General features: G+C 46.6%; 17 protein-coding genes, 1 other RNA gene and 2 riboswitches. Of the genes, 4 read left to right on the top strand and 14 right to left on the bottom strand.

Annotated features, from left to right (window positions below):
• Positions 1-9: 9 nt before the first annotated feature.
• Both ACXAGC_RS12880 and ACXAGC_RS12875 read right to left on the bottom strand, forming a co-directional pair.
• Entirely contained in the window at positions 10-2,064 is a 2,055-nt protein-coding gene (locus ACXAGC_RS12880) for a TonB-dependent receptor (protein ID WP_474844713.1), read from the bottom strand.
• A 57-nt stretch (positions 2,065-2,121) separates the two neighbouring features.
• Positions 2,122-2,224: riboswitch (TPP riboswitch) on the bottom strand.
• Between the two features lie 123 nt (positions 2,225-2,347).
• Positions 2,348-3,028, bottom strand: coding sequence for a hypothetical protein (locus ACXAGC_RS12875; protein WP_474844712.1), 681 nt, complete (start codon positions 3,026-3,028; stop codon positions 2,348-2,350).
• A gap of 45 nt (positions 3,029-3,073) precedes the next feature.
• Positions 3,074-3,155: riboswitch (cyclic di-GMP riboswitch) on the bottom strand.
• A 187-nt stretch (positions 3,156-3,342) separates the two neighbouring features.
• Here ACXAGC_RS12875 and ACXAGC_RS12870 point away from each other — a divergent pair.
• Positions 3,343-5,127 (top strand): helix-turn-helix domain-containing protein, encoded by a 1,785-nt coding sequence (locus tag ACXAGC_RS12870; protein WP_474844711.1) that lies wholly within the window; start codon positions 3,343-3,345, stop codon positions 5,125-5,127.
• 59 nt (positions 5,128-5,186) lie between these two features.
• Here the strand turns inward: ACXAGC_RS12870 and ACXAGC_RS12865 are convergent, their stop codons facing one another.
• Positions 5,187-5,606 carry an acyl-CoA thioesterase gene (locus ACXAGC_RS12865; RefSeq protein ID WP_119500645.1) on the bottom strand — a complete coding sequence of 140 codons (420 nt, stop codon included), beginning with the start codon at positions 5,604-5,606 and terminating at the stop codon, positions 5,187-5,189.
• Positions 5,607-5,666: 60 nt separating this feature from the next.
• On the opposite strand from ACXAGC_RS12865, the gene ACXAGC_RS12860 reads away from it, so the two are divergent.
• Positions 5,667-7,700: a GNAT family N-acetyltransferase gene (locus ACXAGC_RS12860; protein ID WP_474844710.1), complete on the top strand. Its 2,034-nt coding sequence runs from the start codon at positions 5,667-5,669 to the stop codon at positions 7,698-7,700.
• 92 nt (positions 7,701-7,792) lie between these two features.
• On the opposite strand, the gene ACXAGC_RS12855 is transcribed toward ACXAGC_RS12860, so the two are convergent.
• Genes ACXAGC_RS12855 through ACXAGC_RS12830 form a run of 6 tightly spaced genes read right to left on the bottom strand, consistent with a single transcriptional unit; the run spans position 7,793 to position 12,772 of the window.
• Positions 7,793-9,091, bottom strand: a complete 1,299-nt coding sequence (locus ACXAGC_RS12855) for a tetratricopeptide repeat protein (RefSeq protein WP_474844709.1) — start codon at positions 9,089-9,091, stop codon at positions 7,793-7,795.
• A 2-nt stretch (positions 9,092-9,093) separates the two neighbouring features.
• Entirely contained in the window at positions 9,094-9,705 is a 612-nt protein-coding gene (locus tag ACXAGC_RS12850) for an energy transducer TonB (RefSeq protein ID WP_119500643.1), read from the bottom strand.
• 1 nt (position 9,706) lies between these two features.
• Positions 9,707-10,105 (bottom strand): ExbD/TolR family protein, encoded by a 399-nt coding sequence (locus ACXAGC_RS12845; protein WP_119500642.1) that lies wholly within the window; start codon positions 10,103-10,105, stop codon positions 9,707-9,709.
• 11 nt (positions 10,106-10,116) lie between these two features.
• Positions 10,117-10,641, bottom strand: coding sequence for a MotA/TolQ/ExbB proton channel family protein (locus ACXAGC_RS12840; protein WP_119500641.1), 525 nt, complete (start codon positions 10,639-10,641; stop codon positions 10,117-10,119).
• Position 10,642: 1 nt separating this feature from the next.
• Complete coding sequence (locus ACXAGC_RS12835; RefSeq protein ID WP_474844708.1) at positions 10,643-12,001, bottom strand: MotA/TolQ/ExbB proton channel family protein; 1,359 nt, start codon at positions 11,999-12,001, stop codon at positions 10,643-10,645.
• A gap of 6 nt (positions 12,002-12,007) precedes the next feature.
• Positions 12,008-12,772 carry a DUF3450 domain-containing protein gene (locus tag ACXAGC_RS12830; protein WP_119503338.1) on the bottom strand — a complete coding sequence of 255 codons (765 nt, stop codon included), beginning with the start codon at positions 12,770-12,772 and terminating at the stop codon, positions 12,008-12,010.
• 674 nt (positions 12,773-13,446) lie between these two features.
• Here ACXAGC_RS12830 and ACXAGC_RS12825 point away from each other — a divergent pair.
• Positions 13,447-15,087: a tetratricopeptide repeat-containing sulfotransferase family protein gene (locus tag ACXAGC_RS12825; RefSeq protein WP_474844707.1), complete on the top strand. Its 1,641-nt coding sequence runs from the start codon at positions 13,447-13,449 to the stop codon at positions 15,085-15,087.
• Here the strand turns inward: ACXAGC_RS12825 and ACXAGC_RS12820 are convergent.
• The 3 genes from ACXAGC_RS12820 to ACXAGC_RS12810 all read right to left on the bottom strand — a co-directional run bounded on the left by ACXAGC_RS12820 (position 15,084) and on the right by ACXAGC_RS12810 (position 21,348).
• Positions 15,084-16,817: a 2OG-Fe(II) oxygenase family protein gene (locus ACXAGC_RS12820; RefSeq protein ID WP_474844706.1), complete on the bottom strand. Its 1,734-nt coding sequence runs from the start codon at positions 16,815-16,817 to the stop codon at positions 15,084-15,086. The genes ACXAGC_RS12825 and ACXAGC_RS12820 overlap by 4 nt on opposite strands.
• 184 nt (positions 16,818-17,001) lie before the next feature.
• Complete coding sequence (locus tag ACXAGC_RS12815) at positions 17,002-19,836, bottom strand: TonB-dependent receptor domain-containing protein (protein ID WP_474844705.1); 2,835 nt, start codon at positions 19,834-19,836, stop codon at positions 17,002-17,004.
• Positions 19,837-20,259: 423 nt separating this feature from the next.
• Positions 20,260-21,348 (bottom strand): tryptophan 2,3-dioxygenase family protein, encoded by a 1,089-nt coding sequence (locus ACXAGC_RS12810; RefSeq protein WP_474844704.1) that lies wholly within the window; start codon positions 21,346-21,348, stop codon positions 20,260-20,262.
• A 241-nt stretch (positions 21,349-21,589) separates the two neighbouring features.
• Here ACXAGC_RS12810 and ACXAGC_RS12805 point away from each other — a divergent pair, with 241 nt between their 5' ends.
• Complete coding sequence (locus tag ACXAGC_RS12805; protein WP_119500635.1) at positions 21,590-21,868, top strand: late competence development ComFB family protein; 279 nt, start codon at positions 21,590-21,592, stop codon at positions 21,866-21,868.
• A 14-nt stretch (positions 21,869-21,882) separates the two neighbouring features.
• Here the strand turns inward: ACXAGC_RS12805 and ffs are convergent.
• Both ffs and ACXAGC_RS12795 read right to left on the bottom strand, forming a co-directional pair.
• Positions 21,883-21,979: signal recognition particle sRNA small type (gene ffs / locus ACXAGC_RS12800), an RNA gene on the bottom strand.
• A 95-nt stretch (positions 21,980-22,074) separates the two neighbouring features.
• Positions 22,075-23,130 (bottom strand): Glu/Leu/Phe/Val dehydrogenase dimerization domain-containing protein, encoded by a 1,056-nt coding sequence (locus ACXAGC_RS12795; RefSeq protein WP_474844703.1) that lies wholly within the window; start codon positions 23,128-23,130, stop codon positions 22,075-22,077.
• Positions 23,131-23,246 lie beyond the last annotated feature (116 nt).

Here is a 23,246-nt window from a genome sequence, read left to right as displayed (position 1 = left end):
AGAGATTCCTTAAAATTGAAAACGGGCTGTGACGCCGAACTGTCTGCCGTCACCTAACTGATAATAAGGTTCAGCAAACTCATAGTAATCACGGGGGTCGTTACTGAATCCACCGAAACCGCGGGTGTACCAGGTTTTATCAAACACGTTCTTCACCCACAGTGTGGTGCGCAACATGCCTTTTACCCAGGTGATATCTGTGTTGTACAACGTTGTGGCCGGCGCTGTTTCATCATGGCCATCAGAGAAGCGGTATTCGTCTTTAAAGTCCATATCAGCGCGCCATACCAGAGAATCAGTCAGCCACAACTCACTGAACAGGTTCGCTGTATATCTGGGTGCCTGAGCCTGACGCTGCTTACTGACATATTCACCGTCGGCTGTCTCGTAACCTTCAAAGGTGGCACTGAGGTAACCGGCGCTGGCCTGCACTGTCCAGGACGACGTTGCCTGCCAGGAAAGCTCCAGTTCTGCCCCTTTATTTGTGCCCACATCGGCATTCGCCGTAATATCGATAAAGGCGGCAGAACCGTCTTCACGTTCCTGAACATCAAAATCGCTGATTTGGGTATCTTCCCTTTCCATGAAGAAAACTGCTGCGCGGGCTGTCAATTCAGGAACAAACAATTTGCCTTTGTAGCCTGCCTCATAGTTCCAGTTGTATTCCGCATCAAAGAAGCGGCGCTCGCGGCTAACCTGCTCATCATAGTTAATGCCGGCACCTTTGTAGCCTCTGGATACGCTGGCATACAGGTAGTCCCCTCCCATATCCCAGGTCAGTGCAAGTTTGCCGCCGGTCATGGTCGTGTCATCGTCGTACACAACCTGCGCATTATCAGCATAATCATAGGCATAATTTTCAACACGCAGCGCGGACGTCAGCAATAAAGACGGAGTCAGCTGTGTATCAAGCTGACCGTAAACCGCTGTTGTCTGCGGTTCGAAAGTACTGATAAAGTCGCCGTCAGCATAAGTATACTGACGCAGTAGATCCTGTTCACTCTGATTGATGCGGCCGCCGATAACCCAGGTCGTAGTGTCATTGAAGATTTTTTTATCTTCTGCAGAAGTAAAACGCACCTCGGCAGATTGTTGGGAAACATCCCGGTAATATGCATCAAAGGACGTATAGCCCCAGGGGTGGAAACCGGTGTAGGTCCAGTCTTCGTCGTAGCCGTAAGCGATATCATGACCGGCCATAGTCGCAATGATTTCCAGCAAACCTCCGGCAGTTTCATGATTGATATGTGCACTGACCGCTTTAGTTTCCTGCTCATCAAAGCCGGGTTCATCAGACAATGTGTGACGGTTGTTATCCAGTGAGAAAGCATCGTAACCGTTATTGATATCGTACCAGCGTAAATCCACCGCAACGGATGTTTTGTCAGTCACATCCCACAGTGTGCCCAGCCTTACTGCATTCTCATGAATCCCGTTGGTATCGTCGGCACCCAAAAAGTCATTTTCAATAAAACCGTCACTGCTGTTGTGCACAAATGCTGCACGCCAGGCCAGAGAATCAGACGCTTGTCCGCCATGGGCACCTTCAGCGCGGAAGAAAGATGTGTTTCCCACAGACAATTCAAAATGACTGTCACTCTCTTCTGAGGGGGCATTGCTGACAATCTTAACCGCACCAGCCAGGGCACCGGTTCCGAAGACTGTCGCCTGCGGTCCCCGGTAAACTTCTACCTGCTGTGTATCAAAAAGTACACCTGCTGCAGCAAGACCGGAGAAATCAAAATCGTCGACCAGGAAACTGACTGAAGGATTAATCGGTTCAGCAAACTGGCTGCGCTCACCAATCCCCCGGATCTGAATAAAACGTCCGCGGGATGCTCCGGCCGCAAAATTCACATTCGGCGCAATACTTAATACGTTGTCAATATAGGTAGCCTGACGGCTGTCCAGGCGGTTGCCTGATAACACAGAAGCGCTGGCACTGAGTTGATCGAGAGTCGCTGTGCGGAAATCACCGCTGACGGTAATACGTTCGATGTCTGCTGTGTCATCAGCAAAAGCAGGCAGTGCAAGTAGTGCGAGAAGGATTGCGTTTTTTTTCATTAGGATCTCTTTAATCATCAAAAAGATCCGGCTTTACGGCAGGTATTGAGGTTTTCAGATTGCTTTTATCACCATCCCTACGCCGGTATTATCCGGATCAGGTTTAAGGGTTCCCATGGAATGGATCTCAGCCGTAAAGACGGCACCCCTTGGCCTAATGCTTATTACGGAGTCCGCAAATTAAGCGAGGGCAGTCTAACAACTTCAGTGACTTAGTCAAGTTGCCGGCAGCCCCGAAAAAGCAATAAAAAAGCCCGCGATGTGACGTGGCGGGCAATGAAGGTCAGGCGACCTTCTGATTCTGGCGTCTTGTGCGCCATCCCATAAACCCTATTCCCAGAAGGATCAGTGACATGGCGGTTGGCTCACTGACTTCTGTAATAGAGGCATTCCGGAAGCGAACCTTCATATCTCCGCAACCGCTGGCTGCATCACAATCGTTAATGAATACGATGTCGGTAATAAGTCCTGACATGTAATCATCCAGAGTAATAGAGAAGGTCTCCCAGGCTGGTTCGCTGGTATAAGTAAAGTCATCCAGACCGAAATTCTGTGTGCCACCCAGAGCAAACGTGCGGCTGGCATCGTTATTCTGTTCACCGGCAGAGAAATCTGCCAGCCAGATCCCGCCAATCTCAGAGTAAGGGTTTGCATTAGTATTGTTGTTGCCCGGCGTCATACGAAATTCAAATGACAACAAAATATCTGAAGCAGAATTGTCTAAATCCAGGCTCTGGATCCCGAAAGCATCATCCAGATTTAGTGTGAACCAGCTGTTTTCGCGCAGGTTCAGTACGCTGCCATTATTTGTCCATGTTCCGTAGTTAGACGTGCCGCTTTGTTGATGTGCAGTCAAAGTCTGGGCTGCGAAGTCAATATCGTAGCTGCTGATAATGTTGGCGTTAGCCGTGAATGCCGCACAGAAGCCGGTTAGCAGGGCTGCAGTTTTGATGCTAAATTTCATTTATGTTCCTTGAGCAGTGTGTGCCTGAAAATAGTTAAACAACTTCACTGCAACCCGGCTGTCTTATGGCGGTATAAGACCCGTGGCTTTCCGTCCCTGCCTCACGACAGGTTTGGCAAATCTACTCTGTGGAAGTGACGTTTCCACCAATGAGTCGACGGTTGTAATGATAGGGAGAGGCCCGCAAGTAAAACAGGACACTTCTGAACGAAATCCGGTACAAATTTGTACCAACACAAAATTCACCCTTTTTCTGTCAAGCCACAGGTAATTCTTATATCCTTGACTGAAGGGATCCGGTATAGGGAGCAAACGTGCAGTATCACGGTTTTTTCTGGTCGGCAGTCATCCGCGCTTTATTGAGTCTGAGAAGGGATAACGGACTTGATAACGAATATGACACAACGATGCTCGAAAGCGTCACACAAATAGAAAATGAGAAAATGGACGATGACGGGCTGGCGTCTATTCTTCACTCTCTTTGTCCTGCCAGTGAATATGAGACAATTGGCCGCTCCCTGATTGGCTATCTTGATTTCAACAAAATGAGTAATCTGGTGGTGTATCTCACGGCCAGTAAGCATATTGATGACGCACTCCATGTACTGGGGAAACACTACCACTATATTCTGGGCAACAGTGCAGCATTGACCGTAAAAACTGACGGAAATGAAACCTGTCTCCGGTTTCAGCCGTCATCACACCCTGTTCTTACTGAATTCCGCTGCTATTTTCTCCTCGCTTTGTGTCGTCACCTCGCCGGCAGAAAATTCGACTTCACCACGGTCACCTTACCGCCATCCGGCGAACATCTGGTAAGCCTGTTAAAGCCAGTCAGCAGCGGAGATATCAGACATGAGGGAGTCGTTGTAAGCCTGGTTTTTAATAGTAAGTGGCGTACACAGGCGTCGTTTTACTATTCTCAGTCGATTAAAAAAATGCTGGCGGGAAACCTCGACACCAGCAATGATTTGCCGTTAAAACAGCAGGTTAAAGAAGCATTTCTCAAAGCCCCGAGCCCGGCACGGATCCGTTCGGAATGGGTAGCGACGCAACTCGGTCAGACGGAGTCCGCTTTTCGTCGCCAGTTAAGGCAAGAGTCAATTTCCTTCAGCGCATTACTCAAAGAGTACATTCATGACCAGTCATGTCACCGGTTACTCAGTGGCGAAAAAACGGAAGACACCGCCGCCCGCCTTGGCTTCTCTGACCGCCGATCCTTTGAGCGCAGTTTTAAGGAACATGCCGGGATCAGTGCAGGACAGCTACGCCAGCTTGGCAACCGCCTGCGTTTTCAAAAAGGTAACGGTAATCTCATTAATGTGGTGGAGAACCTGCCTCCCCTGCCCAATTCAATTCAGTCTCTGCTGAATATGGACTGCGAAACAATGACGCTGGCGGATGTGATCTCCCTGATTGAAAAAGATCCGATTTTTCAGGCCCACGTTATGAGCAAGGCCAGCAGAGCGGTTTATGGCTCTGTACCCAAAAATCTTGAACAGGCAATCGGCCGGAATCTCGGGCTCGGCAATATCCGGAATCTTGCCGTAATTTTCGCAGCGCAGCAGTTGCTAACCTCTCAATGCCGGTTTGATAAAGTTAACCTGCTCACTGATGCGATGCTGCTGAGCCTGACTATCTTTCAGCGCCTGTTCGGTTTTAACCGCTTAAACGAGGACCAAACTGAGCAGGTCAAACAGCTTTTACTGTTTGGCACATTATCCCTGTTTCTAATTTTTCACGACGAATGTCTGTTTTCCGACGGCGCAGTCACTCACTGGGACGAAAGTGCTTCATTTGACGTTTTCCTTAACCGTATCAATGATGAATACGGCGTTTGCCTGTATGGTGCAACATCGTTAATGTTACTGAGATGGGGTTTTAACAGTGCAGTGAATCAGCAATTGTGGAAACTGTGCAGCAACGACGAAAATGGAAATTCTGACAACCTGACGGGTCAGATCACATTGTGTCATACTATTGCATTTAATCTGTTGAATTCACAGGAAACACCTGAATACAGTCAGGATACGCTGACTAAGGTGCAAAGTGAGATGCTGGAAGAGATCGTGACGAGCTGGCGGATTTCAGCGGCCTGAGATCAATGATCAGTGCCGCTTACCCGCATCAGAACTTGTGAGCAGGCGGCTTTAACCGTTTATTCTGCATTCAGATTCAGGCTGCGGATTTCAGCCTCTGTTTGTGCTTTCAATATCTCCATCGTTTTACCATGGGGCGTCGGAGTACGGGAATCCGGATCGAGAGTTACAAAAACAATATCATCAGCGAGACATATGGTTTTCTTGGTCGCTTTATTTCTCACCAGACATGTTACCGTAATCGACGTACGCCCCACCGATTTAGTTTCCAGACCAAACTCAACGATATCGCCCTGTAACGCCGGGGATTCAAACGTAATTTCACCAATATGCTTTGTGACCAGACAATTTGTTTCCAGCTGACAAATAGCGAAAATTGCCGCTTCCTCATCAATCCATTCCATCGCCCGGCCACCAAATAAAGCATTGGCGTAGTTAAGATCATTGGGCATGACAAGCCGGCGGGATAAAAAGCGCATTCGAATTCCTCGTAAACAATAGATAAAATAGCGGCTGGATTATACGTTAAATGATATCAAATGGCTCAGACAACTGTGACTGACTGGCTTACAGCACCCTTGTTTTGTAATACCAGCGATTATCACCGGCAAAGACTGGTGATCCATGGCGATAAGCATCACCTTGCCACCACAGTAGAAGGCATACTTTCATCACTGCCTGAAGGTATTTCTGTTTGCATTGCCGGCGAACTTAACGCCAGGCCTGTTGATACAGCAAAATCCACGATAACGAAGATCACGCCACTCAATTTATACCGGCAGTGTTTAGGCAGTGAGTATGACATTGTTATCATCGACTTCTCGGAGCAATTCAGGCCATCTGTACTGACGGCTCTGGCCGGCACAGTAAAAGTATCCGGAACACTAATACTCCTGACACCGCCATCAGATAGCTGGCACAATCATCCGTCGGTTACCCGCCCCTATTTTTTAAGCTACGGAGAAACACTGAATAGCAGTGTGTATATCGATAAGATTCTGCGCCCTTTAACAGACACTCCGGAGACGGGCGTGATCAGCCGTGACAGCGTGTACTTCCCCTCCCCGCAGCCTGTGGAAGTTTCCCGCATTTCAGAGTCTGACAGACTGACAGTTGCCCAGCAGAAGGTGTTTGACGAGATCACGCAGAATGACTGCAGCACTTACAAGTGTGTTTGTATTGAGGCAGCCAGAGGCAGAGGGAAGTCTTTTTTATCCGGTAAAATTATCGCCCACTTTCTGAAATTGGGGTTAAATGTAGCTGTTACAGCGTATTCGCAAGCCTCTGTCTCAGGATTACTCGCGTCCTTAGAATGCGAAAGCGGAAACAGAGCGCAGTGGATGGCTACGGACAACCCGCTGTTATCCGAAGATAACATTGACGTTCTCGTCATAGACGAAGCAGCAGCGCTGCCACTGCCGCTGCTACAGCGCTTATTATCAACACCTGCGTTTGTTATCTTAAGCTCTACCACAGACGGTTATGAAGGCAGTGGACAAGGATTCAGAACCAAGTTTCTCCAGCCTCAAAATATTCCGGTGAGAAAGCTGTCAGAGCCTGTACGATGGCGCGGTGGCGACCACCTGGAAACTCTGGTATCAAACCTGACATTCAGACAACCGCTGAGCCGTGAAGAACCAGGCGACCCGCGGGAACCTGTTTCACCGGAGCACCGTGTCCTGCAGGCAAAAGACATGGAACCGTCAACACTCCGCCAGGTACTGGAAATGCTTACTGCTGCGCATTACCAGAGTAGTCCCGATGACATGTTAAGACTGACAGACTCTCCTCAAGACAACTTCCACCTTCTTACTGTGAAAGGCAAGATTATTGCTGCCGCAGCAGTAGAGCATGAAGGCAGCATTGCGCCGGTAGCCCTCACGGAGCATATTGCAGAAGGAAAACGTCGTGTAAAGGGTCATCTGACGGCACAGAGTCTGGCTTTGATGAGCACTGATGCTAATTTTGCATCCATGAAAATAAGGCGGATTAACCGCATTGCCGTGAGTCCTGGCTGGCAGTCAAAAGGTCTCGGGTCAAAATTACTCAAGCAAATTGTTTTCACCTGCCAGACTGAAGGTGCTGATTTGATCACCTCATCGTTTGGCGCTGATGACCAGTTACTGAGATTCTGGGTAACTAATGGTTTTACCATTGTAAAACGGGGCAACAAACCGGACAAAGCATCAGGATTGATCAGTGCTCTGGTCGTCAATCCGGTCTCTAAGAGGGCAGAAGAAGCTATTGACCAGCTTTTGGCACTGGAAGAAAACGATGAGATCCCCCCGCTACTGCGTAGTCGCCATTTATTAAGGATCCGCCAGTTCGTTGAAGGCAGCCGGAGTATCGACCATTTATATTCCTCGCTGAATTATTTAACCCAACTGGCTGATAAAGCCCATTCCGGCACTGATATCGAATTAGCTGCAATACTTCGCAGATTATCTGCAGGTGACTCTTTGAAACAGTTAGCGGACCGCACGGGACTGCAAGGTAAGAAAGAGATGGTTAATGATCTGAGACACCGGTGTGAAAAACTACTGTCGTCGGTGCAAGACGGTGGTCAGGTGTGAAATCAGGTTCCGGGCCGGATACAAAAGATAAAATTAGAAGTACTGAAACAAAAAACCCTGCTGATGCAGGGTTTTTTAATTCTAATTAAGCATTAAATCTTAATGCCGCGGTTTTTAGCCTTATCTTTAATATAAGGTTCCCACGCCATCGCATTTCTACGTAAAGACTTATCTTTCTTAGCAATCTGAATGTGATCGTAAGCTGCTTTGTAGTTACCGATATAGAAGTTCGCTTCCATTAATGAGAAGTGAATCTTAGCGGGATCTTCAGCACCACGTTCCAGAGCATTGTTAAGAGCTTTGATAGCACCTTTATAATCTTCAGCTACGAGTAACAAAGTACCCTGCTTACGATAATATTCAGGATCGCTATCTGCTTCTGCAGCTTTGCCGTAATAACTGGCCGCATCTTTATAGTCCTTCGCCTGGTGATAAGAGTTAGCGATGTTTGCATACATCTCCGCATCTTTCTTCAGCAGGCCGCTCTTAACATACTTAGACAGTAGTTCAGCAGACTTATGTGGATTACCCGCATTTGCATATAGGGAAGCAAGCTGTTTGATTTGACTGTCTTTCTCAAGATAACCCGCCGTGTAAGCGATATCCAGAGTTTGTACAGCTTTATCAAAACGCTCAACCATCATATAGAAGCTACCCAGTTGAACCCAGTAAGTTGGATTCTCAGGGAACATGTTAACAAGCACTTCAGCAACGCTTACCGTTTCAGGATACTTTTTGTCTTCAAAGAAAGCAGAAAGTTTCAATAGATAAGGGTTCTTGTCTGGCTTGCCAGCTTCAGAATTCAGTTTGATAGCTTTGTCAGCAGTTGCTGCAACCTGGCTAAACTTCTTCTGCTCATACAATGCTTGTGCTTTACGTGTGTAAACCTGTGCATCTTCTTTACAGGTAAAGTCCATCCACTTGTCATAGTACTTAACAGCGTCGTCGAACTTTTGTTCCTGCATGCTTAAGTCACCAAGTAACTTCAGCGTGCCTGCGTGCTCAAGGTCATTCAGTACTTTAGTTTGTACCGCTGACTGAAGGTAACCGAATGCTTCTGCACCCTTACCTTCCTGAGACGCAATCAGGTTACCCAGGAAGCGGTTTACGTATGCCTTATCGAAGTCGTCACTTGGATCCACTTCTTTAAGGATATCGATAGCTTCCTGAACACGGTCTTCATTGTAGGCTTCAAAAGCAGCCTGAACTTTCTTACCGGTACGCTCGCCAACAAGAGTAGTTTTACCCTTGACATAGCCAGGACACAGTACAGGGCCAGAAGGTTTAGCCGCTGCAGGCGCTGTTTGCGCTGCGGCCATTGGCGCTGCAATCGCAGCACCAATACCCATGACCAAAGCAACGGCGGACATTTTAAATGTACGTAGTTTCATGATCATTGCTCCAGTTTAAAGTCCAGTTGAACGAACATGCCTTCTTGCTTAACCGCTTTACCGTCAACAATTTTTGGCTTGTACTTCCACTTGCTCAGCGCGCGACGCGCTTCACGGTCGAAGATACGCTTGGGATCTGCATCGATAACACTGATGTCATCAACACCACCCTGTTCATTAATAGTGAACTGCAGTTTTACCCAACCTTCACGTCCATCACGGGCAGCATCAGGTGGGTACTTAGGATCGATACGTACGATTGGTGTAGCGTCACCATCGCGTTGCATCGCACCAACACCGCCAATATCTACACCAACACCACCGGTATCAACTGACGGAATTGCCAGACTGAAACCATCTGTGTTTGGTTCAGCAGCTTCCGGTTCAACAGGTTGAACTTTAGGTGGCTGCTGAGGTGGCGGCGGAGGCGGAGGTGGCTTACGCGTACGCGTTTGCGTCTCATCATCCGGCTCCTGCATCACGATATCAATAACTGGTGCTTCCGGTACCTCGTCTGCAGGTCTGGCAGAGTTCTCAATGAGCTTTGCCATAACAACAAACAGACCAAAGGCAACTAACGCACCTAATAATATAGAAACGATTATCCTTACCATCTTAACCCCTTGCCGCTACCGATATACGGTCAATGCCTGCGGCTTTAACCTGGTCCATAACCTTGACTACGATACCATGCTTGGCTTTGACGTCAGCCTGGATAAAAACATAATCCGTTGGCTGCTCTGTAAGTAATCGCTCTAAATTAGCCCTTACGGTGTCCACAGCGACTTCACGTTTATCTAGCCATACAGTTCCATCTTCTGTTACAGCGATGAAAATGTTGGCATTCTTGTGAAGAAACGCTTGGCTCGCCTCAGGCTTGTTAACTTCAATGCCTGCTTCTTTAACGAAAACAGTAGTAACGATGAAGAAAATAAGCATGATGAACACGATGTCGAGCATCGGCGTCATATCAATTGCTGCATCTTCCTCTTCGGTTCTGACTTTTCGAGCCATAATCGTTCTCTCTAGTGATGTGGCAGGCTATCAACTAAGCCTTCTTTTGCCATCTTCGCTTTAGCTTCGAGACGAGAACTAATGAATAGTCCGGACAATGCCGCAACCATACCCGCCATTGTCGGGATTGTTGCCATTGAGATACCAGATGCCATCAAACGTGCATTACTGGTTCCCTGCGTTGCCATAGTCTCAAATACTGTAATCATACCGGTAACTGTACCCAGCAGACCGATTAGTGGACACATTGCCACTAACGTGCGAATGATTAGCATCCTGGCGTCCAGATCATCTGACGCCTGAGAAATCCATGCGTCACGGATTCTATGCGCATACCAAGAGGTAGTATCACTACGAGCGTCCCATTTGGCGATGATGTCTTTCTTCACCTTTGGAAACACTGAAGTCATATACCAGTAGCGCTCAATCATAAGTACCCACATGAGAAAGAGCGCGAGGGCGACGAAATAAAGTACGTCACCACCGGTAGCGATAAAATCCCTGACAGATTCCCATAATCCAATCAGGTAAATCATATTACGCCTTCTCCGACTCTGAGTGAGCAGCGATGATACCCGCTGTTTGCTCGTCCAGGATGTGAACGATAGACTTGCTGCGTGAAGCTACAATGCTGTGAGTAAGGATCAGAGGCAGAGCCGCGATAATACCCTGAGCAGTAGTTACAAGTGCCATCGAGATACTACCTGCCATCATACGAGGGTCACCAGTACCGAACAATGTAATCGTCTGGAACGTCGCGATCATACCAAGTACTGTACCTAACAGACCCAGCAGAGGTGCGATTGCAGCGAAAATCTTGATTACGTTGATACCGCTTTCGATAGTCGGTAATTCTTTCAGAATTGCTTCGTCCAGTTTCAGTTCAAGGCTTTCTGCATCAACAGTTTTGTTTTCTTTATAAACTGTCAGGATACGACCCAGAGGGTTGCTGGTAGAAGGATTGCCAGGGTTTTTCTGTTGCGATTTAATTTTCGCACCAACTGCACCCAGCTGAATCATCTTGAATACGCCGATTAACAGACCGATAACCAACATACCTGTGATTACATAACCTACAACACCACCTGCATGGTAGCGCTCAGACATTGTCGCTTTTTGCTTCAACAGACCAAGGATTGCACCTTGAGAAGGGTCAGCATTGAAAGCTACAAGGCCAGAAGTAGCGTTAACCAGGTCTTTTGCAGACGCTACCAGGTAACCGTCAGGTTGACGACCCAGAGGCTGAACAACTTCGTTTTCTGCATCGTAAGCCAGGTAACCTTGATCACTGATCAGGTTGAATGCACCAACACGAACAACTTCCTGCTCAGAAGAACCACCTTCAAGGCTCACAACTTCAGTGTTGAAACGAACAACTTCGCCAGACTGAGTCATTTCAGTTTGAAGAGCAAACCACAGATCTTCCAGTTCACTGATGTTTGGCAGACCTTTAGATTCTTCTGACATTTCTGCCAGGAAATCGTCACGGCCAGGATACTGTGCACTTACGATAGACGTAGAAATACGTCCGAATGCTTCAGAGGAAGCCTGACGAACAACACCGAACATTTCGCCCAGTGTACCAGTTGCCTGGTCCAGCTCAGCAGCTTTGTCGTTCAACGTAGTTTCGTTGTCAGAGAATTGTTGTGCTAAACGGTCACCACGATTCTGCTCTGCAGTCAGGTCAGATTGGGCTTTTTTCAGCAATGCTTGCTTATCAGCACGTGCAGATTGGAATTCTGCTTCACGCTGCTTGTTAATGCGAGATTCAGAGACACGGTTTTGCTTAACCTGCTCCAGTAGATCCTGCAGGCTCACTGCTTCTTGTGCCTGCGCACCGGAAGCTACCACTGCTAATGTTGCAGCGGCTACAAGAGATTTGAATACTGGTTTCATTAACGCTTACTCCGCTGCTTTGATTGGTAACTTGATCAGATCAGGTGGAATAGTTCCCTGAGCCATTTTTACTGCATTAACAGTAGAGGCCAGGTATTCGTCACCTAATTTTTCCCATGAACGGGCATCGTTGTTCCATACCCAGGCATGTGTCTGGTCAAGAGACAGAGCCAGCAGTGCAGTACGACCCAAGTTGAAGAAATCAACAGTCTGTTCTGCGCCATCAGCTTCAATAGTACCCTGGTAGGAAGACATCTTCGTACCGTACTCAACTTCTACCAGATAGGCTTCAATTACCTGACGGAACTGCTCAGAAACCGTTACGTTAGAGTTAGCCATCAGGTCACGAAGACGTTGAACACGTTCGCGACGCTCTTCCAGGTGGATAGGCGTATCCAGCTCGATGAATTTTTCAAGACTATCGATCATGCGGAACATAAGAGGAACAATGCCCTGCTTAGTTGCTTCAATGCTGTCGATTTGACGTTGCAAAGAATCGATACCACGTTGCTGGTCAGCAACCAGGCTAGCGATGTAGTCATTATAGATCTTCAGGTTTTCTGTTTGATCTACAACTTGACGGTATTCAACAAGTAGTTCTTGAGACTGTTCGAACAGCGTGTTGATTTTTTCTTGAGATTTCGCTGCAGCAGCCTGAATCTTCGCGTCTTCTTTTTGAAGATCGGATAGCTCCACTGCAGAGACAGCTGCACTACCAGTTAGTGCGAAAGCACCGATCACAGTAGAAGCAATAAGAGTTCTCTTGCTCATCTTGGACATAGTTCCCAACCAAATTTCTTATTTGAATCCTCGCGCGATACATAAAATTATGTTCGAGCCAGGGGCGTAAAAACTTTATCAATGTTTTTAAGGAAGGTAGTGATTGTCGTAAAACGCCAACACTACGAACTCTAATACTCACACGGATTAATAGAATGAGTCAAGTAACACAGTCTTAACACCGCATTTTAAAATGACTGAACGATTACTGAATAACCAATTTTGCAATGGTCTTACCAGAATAAGTTATGAAAACCGGCATATTTTGCCCTCCTTTGTAGATAAAAAGGCGTAAAATTGCGATAAATGTTGTCGGATATCGCTTTTTCCTTAATGCAGCCTCCCCGATCAAAATACCCGTGTTTAAAGCGTTTCAGGATTTGACGTTAATAAAACGTTATTCAGTTATTGTAACTTTGCTCTGTTTTCGTACTTTTCTGAAGAAAGAGGCCATTTAGAGCAGTTTTTTTGCTTTAACTCCGGCATTTTTTCTCAAGTGTTACAAATAAGCTACAAGCAAACTTCGGTTATTCATGGCCAATTATCAACCACTCACCGCACATAAATAGCAGGTTTACCAATTCGGATTCCCGTGGAAAAATGTTACCCTGCTCAATGAATTTACCCGCATTCGCTGAGAGTGCGATTCAGCAAAAGAGAACCCGATGAATATAGCTGTACTTGTTTCCAGTTTCCGTCAATTGCTTGATAAGCAACAATTTGATGAAGCAAGGCGTATGGTAGATGAGGAGCACTCTCTGACAGAACGTGAAAGGGTTTCCTTTTATTTTGAACTGGCAAAAGCACAACCGGGATCCGTTTTTTCAATACGTTTCTATGAACAACAATCAGAGCGCGAAAGTGACAATCCTCTGTGGAGTGAAAAACTGGCTGAAACCTATGCTTTCAATAACGAGGTTTTTAAGGCAGTTGAAGTACTGGAAACTTTTAATCAACGCCATCCCGATAACCATAATATTTTGTTTAATATTGCCTGGTATGCAGAAGGCTGCGGGGATTACGGGAAAGCAATTCGCTTCTACAAACTGTGTCTCGAAAAAAATATTGAACAACCGGAAGAAGTGCATCTTAAGCTCGCGGTTATCTATACAGACCATTACCTTGATAAACTAACAGCGCTTAAACATTACCGTGAGGCGCTGTCTTTGTCCCCCGGTTACAAAGCGGGGTTGTTTGACTACGGCGGATTTTTACAGAAAACCGGAGACTATCCTGCGGCAAAACGCACGTTTGAGTCGTTGCTTTCATCTCAGGAATATAAAAAGCGTGCCCTTGCCAGATTAGTTGAATTTCCGGGCGATCATCAGTCTGCGGATATTGCCCGGCTCGCAAGTCAGGTATCTTCGCATTTTGTGTCTCCGGGCGCATTTAAAGATAACGATGACGTTGATCTTGTTTATGCAGTTGCCCGCTGGTTTGACAGCAGAAATGATTACGACACAGCCTCCCGGTTAATAGTACAGGCTAACAATGTCGACCTGGCTCTGTTTCATTCACATATTCAGTCGATAAAAGAATGTCACCGGAAACGGTTGTCCGGCATACAGGCATGGCACAAAACCTATTGCAGGATTCCGCAGAACCCTGTCTCAGAATCAGATGATGTGTCGCCTGTGTTTATTTGCGGCCCTTTCAGGAGTGGCTCAACGCTTCTTGAAAAACAACTGTCAGCTCACCCTCTTCTCTGTTCAGGTGGAGAGATTGATCATTTCTTCAAATTCGCTCCCCTAATATGCGGAGGATTTCCACCTGCTGCTGAAATAACATCTGAATCTATTGACCGGATCAGACGAACCTACCTTATGCGGCTCGATGCTTTACGAACAACCGGTGATACCATGGTGCTTGATAAACGACCGGACAATATTGAAAAAATCGGATTTATTAAAACCCTCTTTCCCCGTGCGCGGTTTATATGTACCGGCCGCAATCATAAAGACATTGCGACATCTTTATTGTTTAACCGTTTTGGCCCGGCAATGTCTTATTCATTGACGACAGAAACTGCGCTGGACTACCTCGACCGTCAACAGTCATTACTGTCTTACTGGCAAACACACTATGAAGAGGACATATTGACTGTGTCTTACGAAGACCTGGTTGCAAATCAAGCGGACACCGTTAATACCGTGCTCAAATGGCTTGGTCTTGATCCCGCTGCCCGCAACAGCGGGTCAGATGATAACGGGATTATTACCACAGCTTCTATGGAACAGGTCCGTCAGCCCCTTCATAACCGGTCCGTCGGACGCTGGAACCATTACAGCGAACTATTCGGCAACTAACCGTAAACCGGCTCTATATCAAAAATCACGGTTAACCGTGAAGCCCCCTGCTCTGCAACGTCGACCTTAAACGGATTAGTGCCGTGCCAGAAATACGCCGGAAACAACATCAGATTGCCCGGCACCGGCGGGTACGAGGCATCAGGCGCAACATCCGGCACAATGTCTGAGACACCGAATTTTATCCAGCCCGCTTTTTGTTCCATAGCATGGCTATTTAATAATGACGATGGCACATCGACATACAGGCAACCTGAAAGCCAGCCTACCGGATGGACATGGTTGGTATGAAAGCCTTCACCCCGTAATCTTACTGACCAGCTTCCCGAACAACAAAAGCCGGAGCCTTTTCGTTTTAAAAACGGATGGTTGGGATCATTTGGCAAGTTTTTGAGATACTGCTCAACAGCTCTTTCGAGCACCTGTTTGAGATTGAAGATGAGGGGATCGGTTAACGAGAACAAATTGCCGGTTGTTTGTGAACCGCCATTAACACTCTGATCCAGAGGGTCATACTGATTGCTGTGTAACTGTTTGAGAAACCCGGTGAGTTGATGCCAGGCATCCTCTGATTGTACAAGCTGTTCGAAATCGTCTTTAACCTGTATGCACTTCACGAACTCATGCTGATTAACCAGCCAGTTGCGGTGTTGTGCTTTATTCTGCTGCCAGCAAACACTGAGATACCCCAATACTTCCTGATCGAATGGCGCAATATTGGCTGCCTTCATCAAAAACGACTCTGCAGCGGGAAAATCCCCTCTTCGCATGAGATAAAAAGACTTATCAATAAAGAGTCGCTTGTCAGGGCCGCTGCCATTGATACAAATATCCAGTAATTGCTCGGCTTCAGCATATTTTTCCAGCCGGCAAGCAACCACAGATTTCAAATATGTCAGCCTGAGTTGCGAGGGATAGCGCTGGCTCAGAGAGGCCAGATATTTACCGGCTTCACTGAATGATTTAATGGTAATGAGTATTTCTGCTTTAAGAAACGCCAGCGGTAGTACCTGCACACTACTCTGATTAAGACGGGCAATGTGCGCATCCAGTACCTCAAAAATATTCCCGTCAGGGTCTATGGTGCGTAATGTCTCTGCCAGCATCTTGTGCAGGGCAATACTTTGAGGATGAACTTTCAATCCCTGATGCAAAACCTCTGTTGCTTTTGCGTTCTGTTGTTGATGGAGGTGACCGTGTGCGAGTTCCAGAAAGTAATGTTCTGAAGTCCCTGATTTTGCTTCTAACGCTTCAAAAGAAGGAGACGGGTGATTAGCCAGGCGATGATAGAAAGCACTGGTAATCAAAAACTGTTCATCATGTTGAAATTTAGCTGAAGCACTTCTCAGATGATTCAACAGAAGCTCTGCCATGCCTGCTTCATGCAGCAACTGGCAATACAGTAATGCCATATTCAGAGTCACATCCGAGAGATTATACTGCTGGTACTGATTGATAGCTGTGTGTATTTTTTTTAGCTTTTTCAGAACAAAAAGAAAGTTATAGATCTCATTACATTTAATGAGCGCCGGGACCCCGATTGTAAGGTAGCTTTTCTCTGCGTCAGCATACCTGTGGGTGTATAAACATATTCTGGCGCGAAACAATGTTGTATCAGTTGATGGCCCGAATGCCCGCTCGAGTTCATTTATAGCATGAAGCGCTTTGTCGTAGTGCTGCTGTTGCATCAGCAGCTGAATTTCCTTCAGACCGTGATTGAGTGTTTCCACGTAACTACCTGCTTATATTTATTATTTTATTTTCCGGATTCTTCAACCTCTCTATTTTTGTAACAGCGGGACACACAAATCAAGTACTTTAAGCAAGTCAATTGCGACCAGTAACACTTTTTTAACGATATAAAAACAAAAAAGCCCCGACTAAGTCGGGGCTTTTACAAAGTTAAATTTTATCTTAGTAGCGAACAGTTACGCTAGCGTGCAGGAAACGACCCAGTGTGTCGTAGAAACCAGCAACTGCGTTACCGTTAGAAGACAAGCTACCACCAACCAGAGGCGGCTCTTTATCCAGAACGTTGTTCACACCAATCAGTACGCCAACGTGGTCATTCACATCAAAAGTACCTTTCAGATCAAGGTAGCTTTGTGCAGAAATGCCGTCTGCAAGCAGAGTATCTGTTGCGCCGTCATAGTTAACTTCGCCGTAGTAACGCCATTTAGCCTGTAAAGACCAGAAGTCACCGGTGGTGTAGCTAACTGTCAGAGTGTGACGCCATTCAGGCTGAGCAAAACAGTCTGTGCTGATTTCACCGGAACAGTCATATGCTTCAGTAACGCCAGGAATTGTATCGTATTCCTTAGTCATGAAGTAAGTACCTACCATACGGGCAGTGATTGTACCTTCACCCACTTCCAGCTCATAGTTCGCGTCTAAGTCGATACCTTCCCAGGTACGGCCGGCAAGGTTGATGTTAGTAGCAGCAACATAACCTTCAGTACCTAACCACAGAGAACCTGAACCAGAACGAACAACGTTATCACAGAAAGTAGCGCTGCCAGTCAGGGCACACTGACGAACTGTCAGTTCAGAGCCAACTGTACCGATAACGTCTTCCATTTCGATTAACCAGTAATCAACAGAGAAGTTCAGGTTTTCGATTGGGTTTGCAACCACACCTAAACCGTAAGTATCAGCAACTTCAGGGTCAAGGTTAGGGTTACCACCAGTGTAGTTGTTGTACTGGCTTGCAGGGCTGGCAACAACGTTACCGTACTGCGCAGCTGTAACACCAGTCAGAGCACATTGTGCTTCACTGTATTCAGGCGTTGCACCGGCACATGGATCAACACCAGACCACAGACCCAGCTCCTGAGGAGTAAACAGGTTTGCAACGTTAGGTGCACGAACCGCACGGTTATAGTTAGCACGGATCATCCAGTCATCACTAACCTGGAATTCACCGGCGATTTTGTACGTATCCGTACCGCCTGAAGTGCTGTAATCAGAATAACGGTAACCCAAGTCTAAAGTCAGTGACTCAAGAACAGGTACACTTAATTCTGTGAACAGCTCTTTAACGCTGTAAGAACCGTAGATGCTAGGCGTAGGACCGCCCTGACCAGCCAGTGCGCCGGTTGCGAATACAGTGTCAGAAGTACGTGAGAACTCTTCTTTACGGTACTCAGCACCGAATACAGCCGCGATTGGCGCGTCAGCAGTAGGTAATGTGTAATCGAACTCACCGCTTACGTAACCGTTCACGATAGTTTCAGCAGTTTCACCATTCAGGATTGCAGTACCGGTTAAGGTGCTTGCAGCTTCTGAAGTGATGCCCTGATAAGTAAATACTTCGTAAGGGATACAGTCGCCATCACAGTCCGGAGACAGTGCTGCAGCGATGTTTTCCAGGTAGAAGTCGTTGATGTAAGCAGCAGAAGAACCGGTAGTACCGTACTGTGCAGATACATCATATTCCCACATGTCGTTGATCGCACCACGAGTACCCACAACCATACGTAAAGAGTTGTGCTCAAGGTTAGAAGAACGTGGACCACCTTCAGTGTTACGCTTACCGATGTAAGTCGCAAACTGTTGACCACTGGTAATACCCAGCTCAGATGTCAGGAAGGCACGCTGAGAATCGTTCAACAACTCACTGTCGTAGTCCAGCAGATAAGTTTCAGCGAAGAAAGTACCGGATTCGGCGATCTGCGCACGTGTTACGTCACGCATGAACATGGTTTCCATGTACGGGTTAAAGTGCTCGTTAACTTCATAGTTTACGAAAGCACCGATGCTGTAACGCTCATCCGGACGCATGAAGTGGTTGATAGGCGCATAGTTATACACGTTACCCACTGAATCAATGAAATCACTGTTAGTGTCCAGGGTGTAGTAACCGTAGTTATCCCAGTCAAACGCACCGTCAGCTACGCCACCAAGGTAGAAGTTTGGTACTTCAGCGTTACCGGAACCACCACATGCAGTACCTGCAGCGTTCAGAGCACATGAAGAGTAATCACGGGCTTCCTGACGTAATTCATTATCACGACGGTAAGTTGCATAAGCAACAGCATGGCCTTTACCACCGTCGAAGCTACCACCGATCGCCAGATCATAGTTGAAAGAAGTACCGTCAATGCCAGAGCTGCCTGAAGGGTACTCGAAATCACGCTGATCCATCAGACCTTGCATGTAAGCATTGTCGTTATCGTGCTGGTAGCCCTGAGCGCCGGCAGTGAACTCGAAACCTTCGAAGTCAGTGTCCATTACAAAGTTAACAACACCTGCTACCGCATCAGCACCGTAAGTGGTTGATGCACCACCAGTCAGTACTTCAACACGCTTAACCAGACCGGCAGGGATTTGGTTAATGTCAGCAGACTGAGAGTAAACACCGCCCGGCTGCAGGCGACGACCGTTAACCAATACCAGAGTACGGCTCGGGCCAAGGCCACGAAGGTCGACAGTTGCCGTACCTGAAGCGCCGTTAGCCTGGAAAGCTGTTTGACCAGCTTCGATTTGAGGCAGGCTGTTCAGAAGGTCTTCAACACGGGTAAAACCAGACAGTTTGATTTCAACGTCTGATGTAATTTGAACCGGGCTGGAAGATTCGATGTCTGTACGACGAATACGAGAACCAGTTACCTGGATCTTCTCAACTTTTTCACCATCTGCCGTGGCTTCCTCTTGCGCGAATGCGCCATTGCTGGTCATTGAGGCAGCAGTTACTGCGCCGAAGGCACAAGCAAGCTTTACTGACTTCGCCAGTCTTGTATTTTCAAACATGTATTGTCTCCCTGGACCACTAAATAATTAGTGTGTGTGTTATTAAATCGTTTTTTCACGACTTATTATTAAAAGGTATAACACCTCAGCGATGATAATAACCACATACTTATCAGACGGTCAACTTACTTTGCGGGGGTCAGTTCCAAAAGTTCAAATTTTTTTTGAATTTTTACATTATTAGGAAATCAATCATCTTTAAGGACAATAAAGCCGCACTTAATGAGATAAAAACACTAAAAAATACAAGTACGTAAAACACTCATCCTTATAAAAGCAAAATTTGGAAATATTCTTCATTACAGCGTTAAACATAAGTCACGATCAAGTAACATTTTGATAACTTAATACGACATATTTGATCATACTGTAAATTTATCTATACAAAAAATGAAGCAAGTGCGCAGGTAATACGAATCAATGCTATTCGCTTAAATAAAAGCCACAGTACTTACGGATATTTTCCGGCAATGGAGGGAGTGAAGCCTTAGGTAATAAGAAAGATGCCATGTTGAAAAAATCAGTAAAAATGCGATTCGACTCCGTAGTCCGCTTGAGATAATGGTGTCCGGACGAACCTCCGGTTCCTATTTTGCTGCCAATCATACGCTGAACCATCATTGCATGGCGGTATCGCCATATCGTCAGCTTCTCATCAATTTCCGTTAATGCGGTAATCACCTGGAACGGAAGATTAAATATAGGTTCCTGAGAATATTGCTTGATGAACAAGGCAGCCAGCATGCCGTCATGGCTGAGTCTGAATGTCCCTTTCTCTCTTAGTGCATTATATTTTTTATTGTCGAACAGCGCGGCGAAATTATCTCTTGTTGTTTGCCAGTCATGTAATTCCTGACGCCGTGATGCTTCATCGGGTGCTGTCGATTCGATAGTGGCTTTGTCTTGAAGTAACAGTGCTTCTGCAGTTTCCTGATAATGCTGCCAGAAGGTGAATTCATCTTTTTTGAGCAGCGGTAGCCTGCTTAGCCAGCGGTCAATCAGTTCAAACAGACTGTCCTTTGACTCCAGCGCTTCAAGCAACGCACGATCCTGATCTGTCAGACGGTTATAAAAGCTCTGTTTATCGAAGTCGATTCTGAACTCTCTCTTTAATCCAAGAGATATTTCCAGACGTTTGAACTGAATACTCTGAAAACCCGAAGCAGGCACGAGGTAATCACGGAAAGACATGAAATCCTGTGGCGTCATGGTCTCCATTACTGAGATCTGGTCATTCATCAGTTGCTGAATTTGAATAATGCGGTGCAGACGGTGAACCACTTCGATAAGTTGTTCATCTTTTACTTTGTCCTGAGAAAAGGTATCAATGACCGCATTCAATTCATGCAGCACCTGTTTAAACCACAGCTCATAAACCTGATGGACGATGATGAATAACATTTCATCGTGGGCCGCAGCACCATACTTTTCACTTTGCAGACCCTGTGCGCCTAAAATTTTATCCAGTTGCAGATAATCGCCGTAATAAACCGGCGTGGTATTCCTTTTCATATTCCTGCCTTATTGGTAAGGAGATTTCGACTGTCGTGAACATCAAACTGATTGCCGCACCACTAAACATGCTGATGTGGCGGATAATTCTCGACATTTACACGAAACAAACTATAAACAGTAGAGGGAACTGTGCGCCAGACTCAGGGCATTATTGTGCTGGCAGAACAGGTTTACACCCTGTTAAGGTAAGCATGGCAACATGGGTAAGTTTAGTAATTACCGGTAAAAAGGAAAAATTATGAAGTTAGATGATGATATCCATAACTATTATGAGCACCTTGTTTTGCAGCGGCTTAGCGAACTGGAGCTTGATAAAACTAAATCATCAGACTATCTGGCAGATATTTGCTGCCTTGCGCTGAATCAGGTACCGCCACGGTATATCCGCTTTGAAGTTGACATGGCGTTTTATCTTCCTCAGAGTGAAAGACAACAAATGGAAATGAATGTGGAACACGCCGTGGACAAGGCGATAAAATATCTGGACCAGGCAAAATCGAAACGAACAGACGAGTGAGGAGATTGGGTGGCGGGCCCCAGCCACATCCCGGCACATGAGTCGTCTGCTGCGGCTGCTCCCTTCCGGGCCTGACCGGGTTCACAGAGTATCATTGCGAGAGGACCAGGGCCCACCATTGAACTTTGCGTGCTCCTGAAAACAGATACTATGCCGTGACGGCTGTCTTCAGGAGCGGCGCATTATGACGATTTGAAGACGAAGTTTCAAGCCTTGTGATTAAATCGTTCTTCAGCGATAACATTTGCCACAATATTGGTGGCTTTTTCATCAGAATCAGCACGTTGATAGATTTCTTTCAGCGTCAGGCCAATCTGCTCAATATGCTCACGCATAGCTTCACTGGATGACTCCATGCGCTGGTGATAAATATCAATCACACCACCGGCATTAATCACATAGTCAGGTGCATAAACAATTCCCTTCTGGCGCAGAACTTCCCCCATAGATTCTCTGGCAAGCTGATTGTTCGCAGCACCGGCAATCACCTTGGCCTTTATCTCAGGCACCGTTTCATCATTAATGGATGCGCCGAGCGCACAGGGGGCAATCACATCCACGTCCAGTCCGTATAGTTCTTCCGGCTTCACCGCCGTCGCACCTAATTCAGAGACAGCCCGTTCTATGCCTTCCGGGAAAATATCGGTGACGAACAATTCAGCGCCGTTGGCATGAAGATGTTGCGCCAGACGGTAACCCACGTGACCAACACCCTGAATGGCCACCCGCACCCCTTTCAGATCTGTTTTCAGCGCGTGTTCGACTGTTGCTTTCAAGCCGGTGAAGACACCATAGGCTGTTGAAGGAGCAGGATTGCCGTCAGGCTGCTCATTATTGTAATGATACTTAGCACTTACACCGGTGATGTATTCCGACTGTGTTGCCATGGTTTTCAAATCAGTCACTGCAATGCCGGAATCTTCAGCAGTGAAATACTTGCCGCCCAGAGAATCTACAAATCTTCCCATAGCCAGCATCATTTCTTCAGACTTGTGCTTACGGGGATCGCCGATAATCACCGACTTCCCGCCCCCCAGCTTCAGGTTGGCCATAGCAGACTTGTAGGTCATGCCTTTTGAAAGCCTGAGAACATCTGTCAGCGCTTCATGACTGTTGATATACGGCCACATTCTGCAACCGCCTAATGCGGGACCGAGATTCGTATTATGCACTGCAATAATCGCTTTTAAGCCCGAAGCTTCATCGTGGAAAAATGCCACATGTTCGTGACTGTCAAACTCTGGATGTTCAAAAACTGACATGGATTTTCTTCTTCTGATCGTGACTGATAACCCGGCTATCTTATCCGAACATCACGAGGACAGATTTTGCATTAATTTCAAGCTATGTTTACAAGAGGAAATATGGTTATTCACAA

Source organism: Alteromonas sp. AWJ4_197, assembly GCF_056160285.1.
The sequence above is the reverse complement of the archived record's forward strand: the minus strand, read 5'-3'. Positions and strand labels throughout refer to the sequence as shown.